Source organism: Micromonospora sp. C28SCA-DRY-2 (assembly GCF_030519475.1).
In the GTDB taxonomy this organism is placed as follows: Bacteria; Actinomycetota; Actinomycetes; order Mycobacteriales; family Micromonosporaceae; genus Micromonospora.
Genome location: NZ_JAUMKD010000009.1, coordinates 63,419 through 80,215, shown reverse-complemented (window position 1 = coordinate 80,215; position 16,797 = coordinate 63,419). Strand labels below are relative to the sequence as shown.

At 73.1% G+C, this 16,797-nt stretch carries 14 protein-coding genes; 10 read left to right on the top strand and 4 right to left on the bottom strand.

The genetic code is table 11. From position 1 onward, the window contains the following. Positions 1-205 precede the first annotated feature (205 nt). The 8 genes from Q3W71_RS27660 (at position 206) to Q3W71_RS27625 (ending at position 9,593) form a co-directional block, all read left to right on the top strand. Positions 206-994 (top strand): DUF3662 and FHA domain-containing protein, encoded by a 789-nt coding sequence (locus tag Q3W71_RS27660; RefSeq protein WP_088996759.1) that lies wholly within the window; start codon positions 206-208, stop codon positions 992-994. Positions 995-1,000: 6 nt separating this feature from the next. Further along, positions 1,001-1,486, top strand: a complete 486-nt coding sequence (locus Q3W71_RS27655) for an FHA domain-containing protein (protein ID WP_074315675.1) — start codon at positions 1,001-1,003, stop codon at positions 1,484-1,486. Beyond that, positions 1,483-2,922 (top strand): PP2C family serine/threonine-protein phosphatase, encoded by a 1,440-nt coding sequence (locus tag Q3W71_RS27650; RefSeq protein ID WP_302922402.1) that lies wholly within the window; start codon positions 1,483-1,485, stop codon positions 2,920-2,922. Before Q3W71_RS27655 ends, Q3W71_RS27650 begins: the two co-directional genes overlap by 4 nt. A 137-nt stretch (positions 2,923-3,059) precedes the next feature. Then, on the top strand, positions 3,060-4,439 hold the full coding sequence (locus Q3W71_RS27645) for an FtsW/RodA/SpoVE family cell cycle protein (protein ID WP_302922569.1): 1,380 nt from the start codon (positions 3,060-3,062) through the stop codon (positions 4,437-4,439). Next, complete coding sequence (locus Q3W71_RS27640) at positions 4,436-5,941, top strand: penicillin-binding protein 2 (RefSeq protein WP_302922401.1); 1,506 nt, start codon at positions 4,436-4,438, stop codon at positions 5,939-5,941. Before Q3W71_RS27645 ends, Q3W71_RS27640 begins: the two co-directional genes overlap by 4 nt. 1 nt (position 5,942) lies before the next feature. Further along, positions 5,943-7,316, top strand: a complete 1,374-nt coding sequence (locus tag Q3W71_RS27635) for a serine/threonine-protein kinase (protein ID WP_302922400.1) — start codon at positions 5,943-5,945, stop codon at positions 7,314-7,316. Continuing rightward, complete coding sequence (gene pknB / locus Q3W71_RS27630) at positions 7,313-9,133, top strand: Stk1 family PASTA domain-containing Ser/Thr kinase (RefSeq protein ID WP_302922399.1); 1,821 nt, start codon at positions 7,313-7,315, stop codon at positions 9,131-9,133. The genes Q3W71_RS27635 and pknB overlap by 4 nt, the downstream gene beginning before the upstream one ends. 118 nt (positions 9,134-9,251) lie before the next feature. After that, positions 9,252-9,593 carry a hypothetical protein gene (locus Q3W71_RS27625; RefSeq protein WP_302922398.1) on the top strand — a complete coding sequence of 114 codons (342 nt, stop codon included), beginning with the start codon at positions 9,252-9,254 and terminating at the stop codon, positions 9,591-9,593. Positions 9,594-9,784: 191 nt separating this feature from the next. Here the strand turns inward: Q3W71_RS27625 and Q3W71_RS27620 are convergent, their stop codons facing one another. Genes Q3W71_RS27620 through Q3W71_RS27605 form a run of 4 tightly spaced genes read right to left on the bottom strand, consistent with a single transcriptional unit; the run spans position 9,785 to position 13,691 of the window. Then, a complete protein-coding gene (locus Q3W71_RS27620; protein ID WP_302922397.1) occupies positions 9,785-10,435 on the bottom strand; it encodes an aminodeoxychorismate/anthranilate synthase component II in 651 nt (216 codons plus the stop codon). Between the two features lie 4 nt (positions 10,436-10,439). After that, positions 10,440-10,721, bottom strand: a complete 282-nt coding sequence (locus Q3W71_RS27615; RefSeq protein WP_167180430.1) for a hypothetical protein — start codon at positions 10,719-10,721, stop codon at positions 10,440-10,442. Between the two features lie 4 nt (positions 10,722-10,725). Beyond that, complete coding sequence (locus Q3W71_RS27610) at positions 10,726-12,888, bottom strand: class E sortase (RefSeq protein WP_302922396.1); 2,163 nt, start codon at positions 12,886-12,888, stop codon at positions 10,726-10,728. Then, a complete protein-coding gene (locus Q3W71_RS27605; protein ID WP_302922395.1) occupies positions 12,885-13,691 on the bottom strand; it encodes a DUF881 domain-containing protein in 807 nt (268 codons plus the stop codon). The genes Q3W71_RS27610 and Q3W71_RS27605 overlap by 4 nt, the downstream gene beginning before the upstream one ends. 228 nt (positions 13,692-13,919) lie before the next feature. On the opposite strand from Q3W71_RS27605, the gene Q3W71_RS27600 reads away from it, so the two are divergent. Continuing rightward, positions 13,920-14,183, top strand: a complete 264-nt coding sequence (locus Q3W71_RS27600; protein ID WP_167180432.1) for a cell division protein CrgA — start codon at positions 13,920-13,922, stop codon at positions 14,181-14,183. Positions 14,184-14,565: 382 nt separating this feature from the next. Further along, complete coding sequence (locus Q3W71_RS27595) at positions 14,566-16,761, top strand: (Fe-S)-binding protein (protein ID WP_302922394.1); 2,196 nt, start codon at positions 14,566-14,568, stop codon at positions 16,759-16,761. Positions 16,762-16,797 lie beyond the last annotated feature (36 nt).

Genomic DNA, 16,797 nt, shown 5'->3' with positions numbered 1-16,797 from the left:
GTAGTCTGTGCCGGTCCTGCTGTCTCCAGCGGGGCCCGGCCAGGTTACCGGCTCCGGTCGTCGACCGCGACCGGTTACCGTTCGTCGAGCGGTTACCGTTCGTGGCGGACGAAAGAGTAGCACGACAACATCGGCCCGTCCGAACGGGCGGGCGCCAGCCGGCCGAGCGGCGTGTGAGCTGCGCGCGCCCCGGCCGGATACCATCATGTCCTCGGGACCCGAGGAGGAGCCGGTGAGCGTGCTGCAACGCTTCGAGAAGCGTCTGGAAGGCCTGGTCGAGGGGGCCTTCGCCAAGGTCTTCAAAGGGGTGGTCCACCCCGTGGAGATCCTCAACGCCATGCAGCGGGAGGCCGAGGCGCACAAGGCCATCCTGGCTGGTGGGCGCACGTTGGTGCCCAACCGCTACGTGATCGATCTCTCGCCGTACGACCACAGTCGGCTGGCGCCGTACGCCGCCGCGCTGGCCCAGGAACTGGCCCAGTCGCAGGCGGAGTTCATCGGCGAGCAGGCCTGGACGGTCTACGGCGACGTGATCGTCGAGATCGAGCGCGGCGAGGGGCTGGACACCGGCATGTTCCGGGTCACCGCCGAGGTCTACACCGGCGGCGAGGTCGCCCCGGTCTCGGCGCCCGGCTACGACGCCGGCCCGCCCGCGTACCCCGCCTACGACCAGGGCGGCGGCTACGGCCCCCCGCCGGGGCACGGCGGCGGCCGCAACGTCCGGCTGGTCTCCGGCGACGGGCGCACCTACCCGCTGCAGATGGGCTCGACCGTGATCGGCCGCGGCGACCAGGCCAACCTGCGCCTGCCGGACGTCGGCATCTCGCGCCGGCACGCCCGACTGGACTTCGACGGCGGCCAGGTCGTGCTGACCGACCTCGGCTCGACCAACGGCACGATGGTCAACGGCCAGCGGGTCTCCGCCGTCGCGCTCAACCCCGGGGACATGATCCAGCTGGGCACCACGACGCTGACCTTCCGCGTGGACGGCTGACCCGCCTTGCCGGAACTCGTCATCACCGTCGCCCGGTTCGGGTTCCTCATCCTGCTGTGGATCTTCGTGTTCACGGTGGTCGGCGTCATCCGCCGGGATCTCTTCGCGGGCGCCCGGTCGGGCCGGCTGGTGGCCGCGCCCCGGGCGGTCGGCGCGTCGACCGGGCAGGCGGCGAAGCCGGCGAAGGTGAAGCGGGGCAGGGCGGCGCACCAGCTGGTGGTGACCGCCGGTCAGCTGGCCGGCACCAGGATCACTCTCGGTGAAGCGCAGATCACCATCGGTCGGGCCGAGGACTCCACCCTCGTCATCACTGACGACTACGCCTCCGCGCGGCACGCCCGGCTGGTGCCGCGCGACGGGCAGTGGTTCGTCGAGGACCTCGGCTCGACTAACGGGACGTACCTGGATCGCGCTAAGGTCACCGGACCGACCCCCGTCCCCCTCGGCGTGCCGATCCGGATCGGCCGCACTTCCCTCGAATTACGGCCATGACTCTGACCCTGCGCTATGCGGCCCACAGCGACCGCGGTCTGATCCGAGACGGTAACCAGGACTCCGTCTACGCCGGGCCGCGGCTACTCGCCGTTGCCGACGGCATGGGCGGCATGGCCGCCGGTGACGTCGCCAGCAACATCGTCATCGGCGCCATGGCGCCACTGGACGAGGACGTCCCCGGGGACGCCCTCGTGGACGCGCTGCGGTCGGCGGTGGGCACCGCCAACCAGCAGCTCCGCGACACCGTGGACGCCAACCCGCAGCTGGAGGGGATGGGCACCACGCTCACCGCCACCCTCTTCTCCGGCAGCAAGCTGGGCATGGTGCACATCGGTGACTCGCGCGCCTATCTGCTGCGCAACGGCGAGTTCGCGCAGATCACCAAGGACGATACCTACGTCCAGATGCTGGTCGACGAGGGTCGGATCAGCGCCGAGGAGGCGAGCAGCCACCCCCAGCGCTCGCTGCTGACCCGGGCGCTCGACGGCCGCGACATCGACCCGGAATACTCCGTCCGCCAGGTGCTGCCCGGTGACCGCTACCTGATCTGCAGCGACGGGCTCTCCGGCGTGGTCAGCGCGGACACCATCGCGGACACAATGCGCGAGTACGCCGACCCGCAGCAGTGCGTGGAGCGGCTGGTGCAGCTCGCGCTCCGCGGCGGTGGTCCGGACAACATCACCGTGATCATCGCGGACGCCACCGACCAGGACATCGTCGAGGCCACCCCGATCGTCGGCGGCGCCGCCGCCCGCGACCGCGGCATGGCCACCTCCGCCGACGTCTCCACCCCGGCGGCCCGGGCCTCGGCCCTGTCCGCCCCCCGGCCCGCCGCTCCCGAGGAGCCGGCGGCGAGCGCCGAGGACGAGCCGGAGCGCCGTCGGCACCGCCCGGTACGCGCCGCCGCGATGACGCTGGCGCTGCTGGTGATCCTCGGTGGCGGCCTGTTCGGCGGGTGGAGCTACACCCAGCGGCAGTACTACGTCGGGGCGACCGAGGACGGCCAGGTGGCGGTCTTCCGGGGCATCCAGGGCGAGATCGCCGGGATGGACCTCTCCACCGTGCACTCCACCAGCCCGGCCGAGCTGGACGATCTCACCCTGGCCGCGCAGGAGCAGGTCAAGCAGGGCATCCCGGCCAAGAGCCAGCCGGACGCCGAGCGCCGCCTGGCCGAGCTGACCAGTGACACCCCGACCAACCCGAACCTGAAGCCGATCTGCCCGCCGAGCCCGACCATGACGGCGGCCGCCACCGGCGCGACGCCCGCTCCGGGCACGCCGTCGCCGGGCGTGACGCCCGGTCCCGCCACCGGCAGCCCGACGCCCGGCGGCGCGCCGAGCGGTAGCGCCGCGCCGGCCAGCACGCCCGACGCCCCGCCCTCCGACACCATCGCGCCGGCGCTGGATCCGGCCGCCTGCCGGTCGCCGGAATAGGCGCCGGCTCGAACCAGAGGACGATCGTGACCGCACCGGCCACCCCGGCACCCTCGCCCGCCACCACGGGCGAGCAGCCCGGCGTACGCCTGGCCCGGTCCCGGCGCAACGCCGAGCTGTCGCTGCTGCTGCTGGCGATGGGCCTGGTGGCCGCGTACGGGGCGATGGTCGAGGCGAAGGTGCTCGACACGGTCACCCCCGACTTCTGGATCCCGGCCGCCGCGCTCACCGCCGTCTTCCTCGGCCTGCACCTGGTGATCCGGTTCCTCGCGCCGTTCGCCGACCCGGCCCTGCTGCCGGCGGTCGCCCTGCTCAACGGCATCGGGGTGGGCTTCCTGCGCCGGCTCGACCTCGGCGAGGCGCTGCCGGCCGACCGGGAGAACCTGGCCACCTTCGCCGGCACGGGTGGCCGCCAGCTCGCCTGGACGCTGTTGTCGGTGATCCTCGCCGCCGGGCTGCTCGCCCTGATGCGCGACCACCGGTCGGTCTCCCGGTACGCGTACACCCTGGGGCTGGCCGGCATCGTGCTGGTGATGATCCCGGCGGTGCTGCCGAGCCGATACTCGGAGATCAACGGCGCCAAGCTGTGGATCAAGTTCGGCGACACGTTCTCGATCCAGCCCGGCGAGTTCGCCAAGCTGGCGCTGCTGGCCTTCTTCGCCTACTACCTGGTGCGCAAGCGCGAGGTGCTGTCGCTGGCCAGCCGCCGGTTCCTCGGCATCGACTTCCCCCGCGGGCGCGACCTCGGCCCGGTCGTGGTGGTCTGGCTGATCAGTCTCCTGGTCCTCATCTTCGAGAAGGACCTGGGCACCTCGCTGCTCTACTTCGGCATGTTCGTGGTGACGCTCTACATCGCCACCGAACGGGTCAGTTGGCTGCTCATCGGCCTGGTGCTCTTCTTCGGCGGCGCCTACCTGGCGTACCTGCTCGGTGACGTCGTCGGCGGTCCCTTCGCCAACTTCTACCTGCGGGCGCAGATCTGGCTGGACCCGTTCGCCGACCCCCACGACGACGGCTACCAGCTCGTGCAGGGGTTGCTCGCGCTCGGCACCGGCGGGCTGTTCGGCGCCGGGCCGGGCGGCGGCCAGCCCGGCCTGCTGCCCGAGGTGCAGAACGACTTCATCTTCGCCGGCATCGGCGAGGAGATCGGCCTGTTCGGCCTCTCCGCGCTGCTCGTGGTCTACCTGCTGATCGTCGAGCGGGGGCTGCGCGCCGCGCTGGCGGTGCGGGACTCGTTCGGCAAGCTGCTCGCCGGCGGCCTGGCCTTCACCCTCGGGTTGCAGGTCTTCGTGATCGTCGGCGGGATCAGCAAGCTCATCCCGCTCACCGGCCAGACCACCCCGTTCCTCTCCGCCGGTGGCTCGTCGCTGATGGCCAACTGGCTGCTGATCGCGGTGCTGCTGCGGGTCTCCGACGCGGCCCGCCGTCCGGTCACCGGTGGTGGTGGGCGGGCCCGGCCCGCCGGCGGCCCGCCGGAGCAGTTGCACGGTGCTCCCACGGAGGTGATCAGGCCGTGAACGCACCCCTGCGCCGGGTCGGCGTCGTCGTGATGATCCTCTTCGGGCTGCTCTTCGCGAACCTGAACTGGATCCAGGCCTACAAGGCGGATGAATACCGCACCAGCGACTACAACGGTCGGGTCCAGGTCGCCGAGTACGAGCGCAAGCGCGGCAACATCGAGGCCGGCGGCACCGCTTTCGCGGTCAGCAAGGAGACCGACGGCGAGCTGAAGTACCAGCGCACCTACCCGGGCGGCGCCAAGTACGCGCACGTGCTCGGCTACAAGCCGGTCAACCTCGGGGACACCGGCATCGAGCGGAGCGAGAACGACTTCCTCGCCGGCACCAGCGACCAGCTCTTCATCGACCGGTTCAAGGACATGTTCACCGGCGACCAGACCGCCGGCGGCAACGTGCTGCTGACCATCTCCAAGCGCGCCCAGGACGTCGCTTACGACCAGCTGCGGAACAACAAGCAGGGGGTCAGCAAGGGGGCGGCGATCGCCATCGACCCGCGTACCGGGGCGGTGCAGGCGCTCGTCTCCATGCCGAGCTTCGACCCGAACCCGCTGGCCAGCCACGACACCGACGCGGCGACCGCGGCGTACAACAAGCTGGAGCAGGATGCGGACCGCCCGCTGCGCAACCGGGCGCTCGGCGAGGTGCTGCCTCCGGGCTCCGCCTTCAAGATCGTGGTGGCGGCCGCCGCGCTGGAGAACGGCGTCGGCAAGAACACCCAGATCCCGGCCGGCGCCAGCTTCACCCCACCGACCTCCGGCACCCCGATCCGCAACGCCGCCCCGTCCATCTGCCCGGAGTCCCAGGTCAGCCTGATGGAGGCGGTCACCGAGTCGTGCAACACCGGATTCGCCAAGCTCGGCATCCGGCTCGGCGCCGACACCATCAAGGAGAAGGCCCGCCAGTTCGGGTTCGAGCAGGAGGACCTCACCGTCGGCCAGCTCGGCGAGGGCGGGCACGCGGTGGCGGCCAGCCGTACCGGCGACATGCAGAACGCCGACGGCGGGGACGACCCGGCGGCGCTGGCCCAGTCCTCGATCGGCCAGCGCGACGTCCGGATGACCCCGTTGCAGGGCGCCATGATCGCCGCGTCGGTCGCCAACGGCGGCAGCCAGATGCGGCCCTACCTGGTCCGCCAGCTGCTCGGCCCGGACCGCACCACCAGCTACTACACCGCCGACCCGCGGGAGCTGCGCCAGCCGGTCAGCGGCCAGGTCGCCGCCGACCTGCGCGAGATGATGGTCAGCGTGGTCGAGAACGGCACCGGCCGGCAGGCGCAGATCGACGGCTACACCGTCGGCGGCAAGACCGGTACCGCCCAGTCCGGCCCGCAGACCCGCGACCACGGCTGGTTCATCGGCTTCGCGCTCGACAAGAACGGCAACGCGGTCTCCGCGGTCTGCGTGCTGCTGGAGGAGGCCGGCGACGGCGGCAGCGCCGAGGCCGCCCGGATCGGCGGCCAGATCATGCGGGCGGCGATCACCGATCCGGGGGGCCGCTGACATGCTCAGCCCCGGCGTGCTGCTCGGCAACCGATACCGCCTCGACGAGCGGATCGCCAGCGGCGGCATGGGCGACGTCTGGCGCGGCACCGACCAGGTGCTCGGCCGGACGGTCGCGGTGAAGAGCCTGCTCCCCGCGTTGCTGGACGAGCCCGGCTTCGCCGAGCGGTTCCGCGGCGAGGCCCGCACCATGGCCACCATCAACCATCCCGGTGTGGTCGACGTCTACGACTTCGGCAACGACCAGCAGATCGCCTTCCTGGTGATGGAGTACGTCGAGGGCGACGCGCTGTCGGCCACCCTGAACCGGGTCGGCCGGCTCACCCCGGCCCGGACGATGGCGCTGATGGCCCAGGCGGCCGACGCGCTGCACGCGGCGCACGAGAAGGGCATCGTGCACCGGGACGTCAAGCCCGGCAACCTGCTGGTCCGGCCGAACGGCACGCTGGTGCTGACCGACTTCGGCATCGCCCGCTCCGACCTGGTCGGGCAGCTCACCGCCGCCGGCTCGGTGCTCGGCACCGCCTCGTACATCTCCCCGGAGCAGGCCACCGGCGGCGTCGCCACCCCCGCGTCGGACGTCTACGCCCTCGGCGTGGTCGCCTACCAGTGCCTGGCCGGCCGGCGGCCGTTCGAGGGCGACAACCCCCTCGAGATCGCCATGCGGCACGTCCGGGAGGCCCCCCGGCCGCTGCCCGCCGACATCCCGCCGCAGGTCCGGGCAGTGGTCGAGCGGGCCCTGGCCAAGGACCCGGCCGCCCGCTGGCCCAGCGCCGCCGCGCTGGCCGGGGTGGCCCGGCAGCTCAAGGTCGCGCTCTCCCAGCAGGCCCGGGCCGCCGGCCAGGCCAGCCCGGTCTCCGCCGCCCCGTCCTCGCCGGCCGCGCCGGCCGCCCGCGCCCAGGTGCGCCCGCCGACGGCGGTGGCCCGGCCGCCGGCCGCCGCGCCGCAGCAGTCCCGCCCGCCGGTCGCGCCGCGCGCGACGGTCGCCCCGCAGCGTCCGACCGCTGTCGCGCCGGCCGCGGCGCCCCGCCCGCCGGCCGCCCAGCCCGGCTACCCGCGCGGCGCGGCCCCGGTGCCCCCGCCCGCCGCGGCCCGCCCGATGGCGTACGCCCCGCAGCCGGCTCCCCGCCGGTCCCGCGGCATGGTGTTCGTCGCCATCCTCCTGGCCGTACTGGTACTCATCTGCTCCGGCGTGATTTCCTACAGTCTGCGGAAGGGCACGCAGTCGGGCGCGCTCGCCCCGCAGACGGTGACGTCCGGCGCGCTACGGTTCGACGGACGCGACGATCCGGCCGAATGGTCGTACCGTCGACAGGTACGGCCCGGGCCGGGCAGCGGCGAGACGACGACGAGCGAAGGACGACAGACGCGATGACAGCGCAGGCCCGCCTGCTCGGTGGCAGGTACCAGGTCGGCGAGCTGCTCGGCTACGGCGGCATGGCCGAGGTGCACCGCGGTCGTGACCTCCGGCTCGGGCGAGATGTCGCGATCAAGATGCTTCGGGCGGATCTGGCCCGGGATGCCACCTTCCAGATGCGGTTCCGCCGCGAGGCGCAGAACGCCGCGTCGCTCAACCACCCGGCGATCGTCGCCGTCTACGACACCGGCGAGGAGACCGCGCCGACCGGCGAGACGCTGCCGTTCATCGTCATGGAGTTCGTCAACGGGCGGACCCTCAAGGAGGTGCTCGGCGCCGAGGGGCGGCTCCAGCCCCGGCGGGCGCTGGAGATCTGCGCCGACATGTGCGCGGCGCTGGAGTTCAGCCACCGGCACGGCATCATCCACCGGGACATCAAGCCCGGCAACGTCATGCTGACCCAGACCGGCCAGGTCAAGGTCATGGACTTCGGCATCGCCCGGGCGCTGGCCAGCGGCGCCACCACCATGACGCAGACCAGCGCGGTGATCGGCACGGCCCAGTACCTCTCCCCGGAGCAGGCCCGGGGCGAGGCGGTCGACGCCCGTTCCGACGTCTACGCCGCCGGCTGCGTGCTCTTCGAACTGCTCTGCGGCCACCCGCCGTTCGTCGGCGACAGCCCGGTCAGCGTCGCCTACCAGCACGTCCGGGAGGCGCCCCCGACGCCGAGCGACATCAACCCGGATGTCAACCCGGCGGTCGACGCGATCGTGCTCAAGGCGCTGTCGAAGAACCCGCTCAACCGCTACCAGAGCGCCGGCGAGATGCGCGCCGACCTGCTCCGCGCGGCGGCCGGCCGGCCGGTGCTGGCCACCCCGGTGATGCGCGAGGACGAGACCATGCCGATGGCGCCGGCCGCCGGCGCGGCGGGCTACCCGCCCGCCCCCGGCGCGCCGCAGACCCGGCAGATCCCGGCCCGGGTCGGCGACCCGCGCCAGCGCAAGGCGTCGTCCTGGCTGATCGCCACCTTCTCCGCGGTCGGCGTGCTGGCGGTGATCGCCCTGGTCGCCGCGCTGCTCTGGAGCCAGCAGGCGGAGAAGCAGGTCACCGTGCCCACGGTGACCGGGCTGACCCAGGAGCAGGCGTTCGCCCAGATCCAGCAGGCCGGCCTGGTCCCCCAGGCCGGTGACCAGATCTTCAACGCCACCTGCGAGAAGGGCAAGGTCGCCCAGCAGGACCCGCTTCCGAACGCCCGGCTCGAGGCGAACCAGGTGGTCACGGTCCAGGTCTGCGGCGGCCCGGCGACGAAGGCCATCCCGTCGGGCCTCGAGGGGTCGACGTTCGAGAGCGCGAAGAAGCGGCTCGAGGGCGAGGGCTTCGTGGTCGACCGGAAGGAGGCGGACAGCCCGGAGCGGAAGGACACCGTGCTCAAGGTGTCGCCGGCCGAGGGCACGTCGGTCGCGGAGGGCGCGACGGTCACGCTCACCGTCTCCAAGGGCAACGTCGCTCAGGTGCCGAACGTCCTCAACGCCACCGAGGAGGACGCCCGGGACGAGCTGGAGGACGCCGGCTACCGGGTGGACGTGGAGCAGGGCGACGAGGTACCGGCGGACCGGGCTGGCCGGGTGCAGTCGCAGAACCCGAAGGCCGGCAGCAACCTGGCGAAGGGCGAGACGGTGACCATCGTGGTCAGCGTGCCGGAGGTGGTCGACCCGACGCCGACCGGCACGGCGACCCCGACGCCGACGAACTCGCCGCCCAACGGTGGTGGTGGCGGATTCCCGCTGTTCCCGACCGCGCCGACGAGCCCGCCGGCCCGCCTCAACGGCGACTGACGCCGCGGACCGCCCCGGCGACCCGAGGGCGACCGCCGGCGAGGCGGTGACCCGGGCGGGGCGGTGCTGGGCGGTCGTGGCCCCCCAGGGGGCGGATCGGTGCTCTAGCATCTGGCCGATGGAGGCCACGGCCGAGCCGGCCCGATCGAGGTTCCGCACCTGGGTGACACCGTCGCGGGTCGCGTTCCTCGGGACTGCCGTAGCGGTGCTCCTGCTGACCCTGCCGATCCACATCCGCTCACCCGGCGACCACGAGACGGCGCCCTGCGGCACCGCGTTGGCCCTCGACCTCGACCGCTGGGTCGGCCCGATGGACGGGAACTACTGGGAGCAGGCGTACCGGACCTGCAACTCGCGGCGGATCGACCGGATCGGCAAGGCCGTCGGCGTCCTCTCGCTGACCGTCCTGGCCGTCACCCTCCTGGCGAGCGCCCGTCGGCGGGATGACGACGAGCGCTGACGGGCCCGTGCGGGCGGCCGTCCAGGAAACCGGCGCTCACGAGTGGACAGGTGGGCACGGTCGGTGGACGCGTCCGTCGCTGGCGGTCGCCGGCGCGGTCCGCCGGCACCTGGAGGCCGTCCTGGCGCGGCCTGGCGCCACGCGGCGTGCGCGTACAGTCCCGGGCTGGTCCGGCGCCGGCCGGCATGACGTCAGGTGGTGGCGAAGGCGGCGCGGCGGCGGGCGTCGACCTCGGCGGCGAGTTCCGGGGCGCGCTCCAGCGCCTCCGGGTGGCCGCACCCGGCCAGCCAGTTCGCCAGCATCAGGTGCCCACCCTCGGTGAGCACCGACTCGGGGTGGAACTGGACGCCCTCGATCGGCAGGCTGCGGTGGCGCATCGCCATCACCACGCCGGAGCCGGTCCAGCCGGTGACCTCCAGCTCGCCGGGCAGCGTCTCGGGCAGCACGGCCAGCGAGTGGTAGCGGGTCGCGGTGAACGGGTCGGGCAGGCCGGCGAGCACCCCGACCCCGTCGTGCCGTACCTCCGAGGTCTTGCCGTGCAGCAGCTCCGGGGCGCGGGCCACGGTGGCGCCGAACGCCTCGCCGATCGCCTGGTGGCCGAGGCAGACCCCGAAGATCGGCAGCTCACCGGCGTAGGCGCGGATGACGTCGAGGCAGATGCCGGCCCGGTCGGGGCTGCCCGGTCCGGGCGAGAGCAGGACGCCGGCCGCGCCGAGCCGCCCCACCTCGGCCACGTCGATCTCGTCGTTGCGGCGTACCTCGCACTCCACGCCGAGCTGGCCGAGGTACTGCACGAGGTTGAAGACGAACGAGTCGTAGTTGTCGATCACCAGGACGCGCATCGACTCACCTGTCCGGAGAGGGGGGCGGGGTGTTGTTCCGCTCGGTGTCGTACGGCAGGTCGTGCTCGTCGCCCGAGGGCGCGTCGCCGGGCACCACGTCGCCGCCCGGGTCACCGGGTACGCCGGAGTCCTGGGTGACCTGCACGTCGTCGAAGGGCAGCAGCGGCTCCGCCCACGGGAAGACCACGTACCAGAGCAGGGCCACCATCGCGGCGGCGATCAGCACGCTGCCGGCGAGCTTGCCAGGCAGCCCGAACGGGAGCTTCCGCCAGATCCAGGCGTACACGCCGTCAGCCTCCCAGCTCCGCCGGGCGACCCGCCGACTTCGGCTGGGAACGGTCCAGCTCCGCGTGGATGATCAGGCGCTGGTAGTTGTCGAACTTCGGGTTGCAGGTGGTCAGCGTGAGCATCCGCTTGGTCGGCTTCTCGCCCGGCTTGCCCGGCACCGGTGCCACCACCTCGACCTGGGTCGGTTTCACGATGTGGTTGCGGGTCACCTTGTAGACGTACCAGGTGTTCTTGTCCTCGACCACGATGGCGTCGCCGTCGTGCAGCTCGTCCAGCCGCCAGAAGGTGGCCCGGTTGCGGTGCCCGGCCACCGAGAAGTTGCCCACCTGGCCGGGCATGGCGCTGGTCGGGTAGTGGCCCGGCGCGTACCGGATGTCCTTCTGGGTGACGCCCTCGACCACCACCCAGTTCTTGTCCAGCTTCGGGATGTAGAGGCCGGCGATCGGCTTGCCCTGCACCGGCGGCTTGGGCTTGCCGGTCGGGCTGGCGCTCGCCGACGGCGCCACCGTCGGATCGCCGTCCGGCCCCCAGGCCTGCGCGAGCTGCTGGCTGAGGTCGTTCTGGTGGGCGTCCACGATCGCCGACTTGCCCCACACCTCGTAGCCGGCGAAGAGGAGCACCACCAGCCCGAACGTGATCAGCACCTCGCCGGTGACCCGGATGCCGGTGCGCAGCCGGGAGCCGAGCGACGGGCGGGTCAGCTCCGAGTAGACGCTCCGATAGCCCTCGCCGGTCTGCTCCGGCCGGAGCTGGACCACCCGCTCACCCCGGCGCGGGCGGGGCGGCTCGTCAACGTTCTCCGAGTCGGCGGTCGGGTCGGTGGGCGGACGCGGGACGGCGCCCATCAGCGCTGTCGAGTCCAGGGCGGGCGGGCCGCCCGGCGTACGCCCGGTGACGGCCGGGATCAGCGCGGTGGCCGCGGGGTCGGCGCCGGCCGGGGAGACCGGGGCGCTCGCACCGGGGCCCGCGGCGGCGGGGCGGGCGACCTGCGGGAGGAACGCGGTCGGCGCGTCGGCGGTCGGGGTGGGCCGGCCCTCCTGGGCCGTGGTGCGGCCGGCCGGCTCGGCGCCGGACCGGGCGGGCGAGACCGGCCGGTCGGCGTCGGGTGACCCGCCGGGGTGGCCCGGTGCGGCCGGGCCGCGCGGCGTGAGCGGGGCCGCCGGCCGGAGCGTGCCGTTGCCCGGCCACGGCGGCGGCGCGTCGGCGTGCCCCGTCGGGGGGCCGGCGTGGCTCGCACCGGCGGACGCCTCCGGCTGGCCGGGCACCGCCGCGGGCTGGCCGGCGACACCGCTCCGCCCGCTCCCGGCGGCTGACCGGTCGGCGGCGGTGTGGCGGGCGGCGTCGGGGGCGCCGGTCGGGCCGATGGCGGCCGCTCGGGGCTCGGTGGGCGGACCGGAGCGGCTCGGGTTCGCCGGCCAGCCCGGCTCCTGCGCGGCGGGAGTATCCGGCGTGGCGGAGCGGGCCGCGTCGGCCGCCCAGGACGGGCCGGCGGGGCGTGACGCGCCGGGCGACCAGCCCGGACCGGCGGAGTCAGCCGGATCGGTGGCCGGGCTCGGGCCGACCGAGCCGGCCGGATCGGCGAACCAGCCGGCTCCGGCGGCGGGCGCCGGGTCGGCGGGCCAGGTCCGTTCCGCGGAGCGGCCGGGCCGGCCGCGGCCGCCGGCCTCGGCGGGCCAGGTCGGATCGGTCGAGCGGGTGGTGGCAGCGGGGCGACCCGGCCCGGTGGGATCGGCGGGCCAGGTCGGATCGGTCGAGCGGGTGGTGGCAGCGGGCCGATCGTGGCCGTCGGCCTCGGCGGGCCAGGTCGGGTCGGTCGGGCGCGCCGTGGGGGCGGGCCGGCCCGGCCCGGACTCGGTGGGCCAGGCGGGCTGGTTGGGGCGGGTGGGCTCGGCCGGGCCGGCGGATTCGGTGGGCCGGGCAGGCCGGTTGGCGCGGGACGGCTCGGCGGGCCGCGGCCGGTCGATCGGATCGCGCCCGGTGGCCGGGGCGCCGGTCGTCGGGTCGGCGGCCACCCGGCGCGGCAGGACCGGATCGGGCCAGCCGCCCGCGGTGCGGGCCGTCGGTGCGGGCCGGTCGGTCTTGGGGATGAACGCGGTCGGCTCGTCGGCCGGGTCGCGGTGCCGCCCGTCCCGGTCCTCCCACCAGTCCTCCGGCGCGCGACTCACCGCGGCACCGTCGCCGAACGCAGGGCGGTCGAGTCCTCGAACGCCGGGACGGTCACCGTGGAGACGGTCTCCTTGTAGCCGAGCTGGTAGTGGTCGACCGCGTCCTTGAACAACCGGACTCCCTCAGAGCCGGCGAGGGCCTGCTGGAGGGCAGCGGGATCGCCGATTGCTACGATCTTGAATGGTGGGGAGTACACCCGACCGTGCAGCAGCAGGGTGTTACCCACGCAGCGTACCGCGCTGGTGGCGAGCACGCGGACGTTCATGATTGACATGGCCTCCGCGCCGCCGGCCCAAAGCGCGTTCACCACCGCCTGGACGTCACCCTGGTGGACGACCAGGTAGTCGTTGCTGACCCCTTCGGGCAGGTTCTGTTCGCTGCGCCGGGGTGCGTCGTTGAGTTCCACCGTGACGCCGGGCCCGGTGAGAGCGGTGAAGCCGGCGGCCTCCCGGGTGGCGGCGGCCCGCTGCTGCTGCTCCTTGATCGGGCCGTCGGTGTCGGCCAGCGCGGTGGTCTGCTGCTCCACCTCGTGGCGGAGCGCCGCGGCCCGGCGCTCGCTCGCCGCCACCTGCTCGCGGCGGTCCTCGATCAGCTGGTTGAGCTGGGGTCGCCGGTCCTCGCGCAGCGCGGTGCCACCGGCGGTGGTGGCGGTGGTGGTGAAGAGCAGTCCGGCCGCGGCGGCGATCAGCGGCACGCCGATGGACCAGCCCGGTCGTCGCTGCCGAGGTCGCCGGGGCAGCAGCCCGGCGACGGCCCGCCGGAGCACCTTCTGCCAGGAGGCGGCGCCGGATGTGTACTCCACCGAGCGTTCCTTCCGCGTCGTCTGGTTTCCGCCCGGCACCGCGCGAGCTGGTGCGGTGACCGGTTCCCCCACCTTTTTCGGTCACTCGGTGCACCGGCCTGACCCCATTCGTGGCCCGGACGGGTCTTCGGGACTACGCTAGCTGTCGAACATTATTGGCCATGGACCGTCGCCCCCGCGCCCGGTTGTCAGGCCGGACGAGGTCAGTCATCCCCTCTGGAGAGCGTCGTGCCCAAGTCTCAGGTCCGCAAGAAGAAGGTGTACACCCCGCCGACGGACGTGCGTCCGACGGCGACGGCGGCGACGCGCAAGCCTAGCCCGGTGTGGTTGCCGATCACTGCGGTCGCGCTCATCGTCGCCGGTATCGGCTGGCTGGTGGTGTACTACCTCTCCGAGCAGGAGTACCCGGTCATGTCGTGGGGTTACTGGAACCTCGCGGTGGGCTTCGGCGCGATGGTCGCCTCGCTGCTCCTGCTCTCCCGCTGGCGCTGACGCTCGGCCGCCGCGGACCGCGCGGCGGCGGCACCCGAGGCCGTCGCGGCGGCAAGCGGAAGCCAGGCCGTCGTGGACGCGGCGGCGGCACCCGAGTCGCCCGCGCCTCCTGTGCGGCAATCCACATCACTCGACGCGGCCCCTGCCCGGCAGTTCCGGGCGGGGGACCCTATGGTGTGCGCAGGGCGGCGTGGCCGGGTGCGAGAAGACTCACGTTACCGCTGGGTAACCTTGCGCGTAGGCTGCACTGCATGACCGAGCGGAGCGAGGTCATCGACCGGTCCGGTCGAGGGTGCGGCAGCGGCGACTCGCCGATCGCGCCCTGACCCGGCCCCGGTCGCCGAGCCGCTCGCCAGGCAGCAGACCGGGGAGGCCAATCTCGATGGGCAGCGTCCAGATCGTCACCACGATCATCGCGTTCGCCATCACCGCCGTGGCGGTGGGGCTGGCGGTACGCGCGGTCATGAAGATGACGGCCGTCATCCGGCTGGGTCAGCCCGACCCGGAGCGGTTCGGCAACAAGGGCACCCGCACGAAGACCATGCTGGTCGAGACCGCCGGCCACACCCGGATGCTCCGGTGGAGCATGGTCGGCGCGGCGCACTGGTTCGTGATGGTCGCCTTCATCGTGCTCTCGTTGCTGGTGCTCGAGGCGTACTTCGAGGTGGTCAGCACCACCGGCGAGCTGCCGATCATCGGGCACTGGACGATCTTCGGCCTGGCCACCGAGGTGATCGGGGTGCTCGGCCTGCTCGGCATCGGAGTGCTGATGGCGATCCGGCTGCGCAACCGGCCGACCCGGCCGGGCGGCCGGTCCCGGTTCACCGGCTCCACCATGTGGCAGGGCTACTTCGTCGAGTGGGTCGTGCTGCTGGTCCTGATCTTCGGCTTCCTGATCCGGGGCTTCAAGGTCGCCACCGACCACTTCGTGTACCCGGCCTGGGCCACCCCGGTCAGCCACGCCCTCGGCGCCGTCCTGCCGGACTGGGAGGCGGGCGTCAGCCTGGCGGCGCTCATCAAGATCATTATCTCGATGACCTGGCTCATCGTCATCTCGCTGAACGTCACCATGGGCGTGGCCTGGCACCGCTTCCTGGCGTTCCCGAACATCTTCTTCAAGCGCAACCCGGACCGGGCCGGTTCCGGCCTCGGCGCGCTGCGGCCGATGATGAGCGCCGGCAAGCCGCTCGACTTCGAGGAGGCCGACCCGGAGAAGGACCAGTTCGGCGTCGCCCAGGTCGAGCAGTTCACCTGGAAGGGCCTGCTGGACTTCAGCACCTGCACCGAGTGCGGCCGCTGCCAGTCGCAGTGCCCGGCCTGGAACACCGGCAAGCCGCTGTCGCCGAAGCTGCTGGTGCTGAGCCTGCGTGACCACGCGTACGCCAAGGCGCCCTACCTGCTGGCCGGTGGCGGCAAGGACCTGACCGGTGAGGAGAAGGCCACCGCCGCCCAGCTCGCCCACGTCGACGTCCTCGCGCTCGCCGAGGCCGACAAGCCGCTGATCGGCACCGCCGAGGAGGGCGGGGTCATCGACCCGGACGTGCTCTGGTCCTGCACCACCTGCGGCGCCTGCGTCGAGCAGTGCCCGGTGGACATCGAGCACGTGGACCACATCGTCGACATGCGGCGCTACCAGGTGCTCATCGAGTCGAGCTTCCCGTCCGAGGCCGGCGTGATGCTGCGCAACCTGGAGAACAAGGGCAACCCGTGGGGCGCCCCGCAGAACACCCGCGAGGACTGGACCAAGGGTCTGGACTTCGAGGTGCCGCGGGTCGGCGAGGTCGAGGACTTCGAGTACCTGTTCTGGGTCGGCTGCGCCGGCGCGTTCGAGGACCGGGCCAAGAAGACCACCCGGGCGGTCGCCACGTTGCTCAACGAGGCGGGCGTGAAGTTCGCGATCCTCGGCGAGGGCGAGACCTGCTCGGGCGACCCGGCCCGCCGGATCGGCAACGAGTTCGTCTTCCAGATGCTCGCCCAGCAGAACGTCGAGACGCTCAACGAGGCGTTCGGCGACCGGGAGAAGGCCAAGCGCAAGATCGTGGCGACCTGCCCGCACTGCTTCAACACCCTGGGCAACGAGTACGGCCAGCTCGGCGGCGAGTTCGAGGTCGTGCACCACACCCAGCTGCTGGCCCACCTGGTCGCCACCGGCAAGCTCACCCCGGTGCAGCCGGTCGACGGCGGGGTCACCTACCACGACCCCTGCTACCTGGGCCGGCACAACCGGGTCTTCGCCCCGCCGCGTGAGGTGCTCGGCACCGCCATCGCCGGCGAGCTCACCGAGATGCCGCGCAACAGCGAGCGCTCCTTCTGCTGCGGCGCCGGCGGCGCCCGGATGTGGATGGAGGAGAAGATCGGCAAGCGGATCAACGTGGAGCGGGTCGAGGAGGCCATGTCCACCGGGGCCCGCACGGTCGCCGTCGGCTGCCCGTTCTGCTCGACGATGCTCAACGACGGCGTGAACGGCAAGGGCGCCAGCGAGCAGGTCGAGGTGGTCGACGTGGCCAGCGTGCTGCTCCGCTCGGTCAAGCCGGAGCAGGCGCAGGGCGACAAGGAGACCGAGCCGGTCGCCGGCTGAGGCGTACCGCCGCGCGCGCGGTGCCACCGGGCGGTG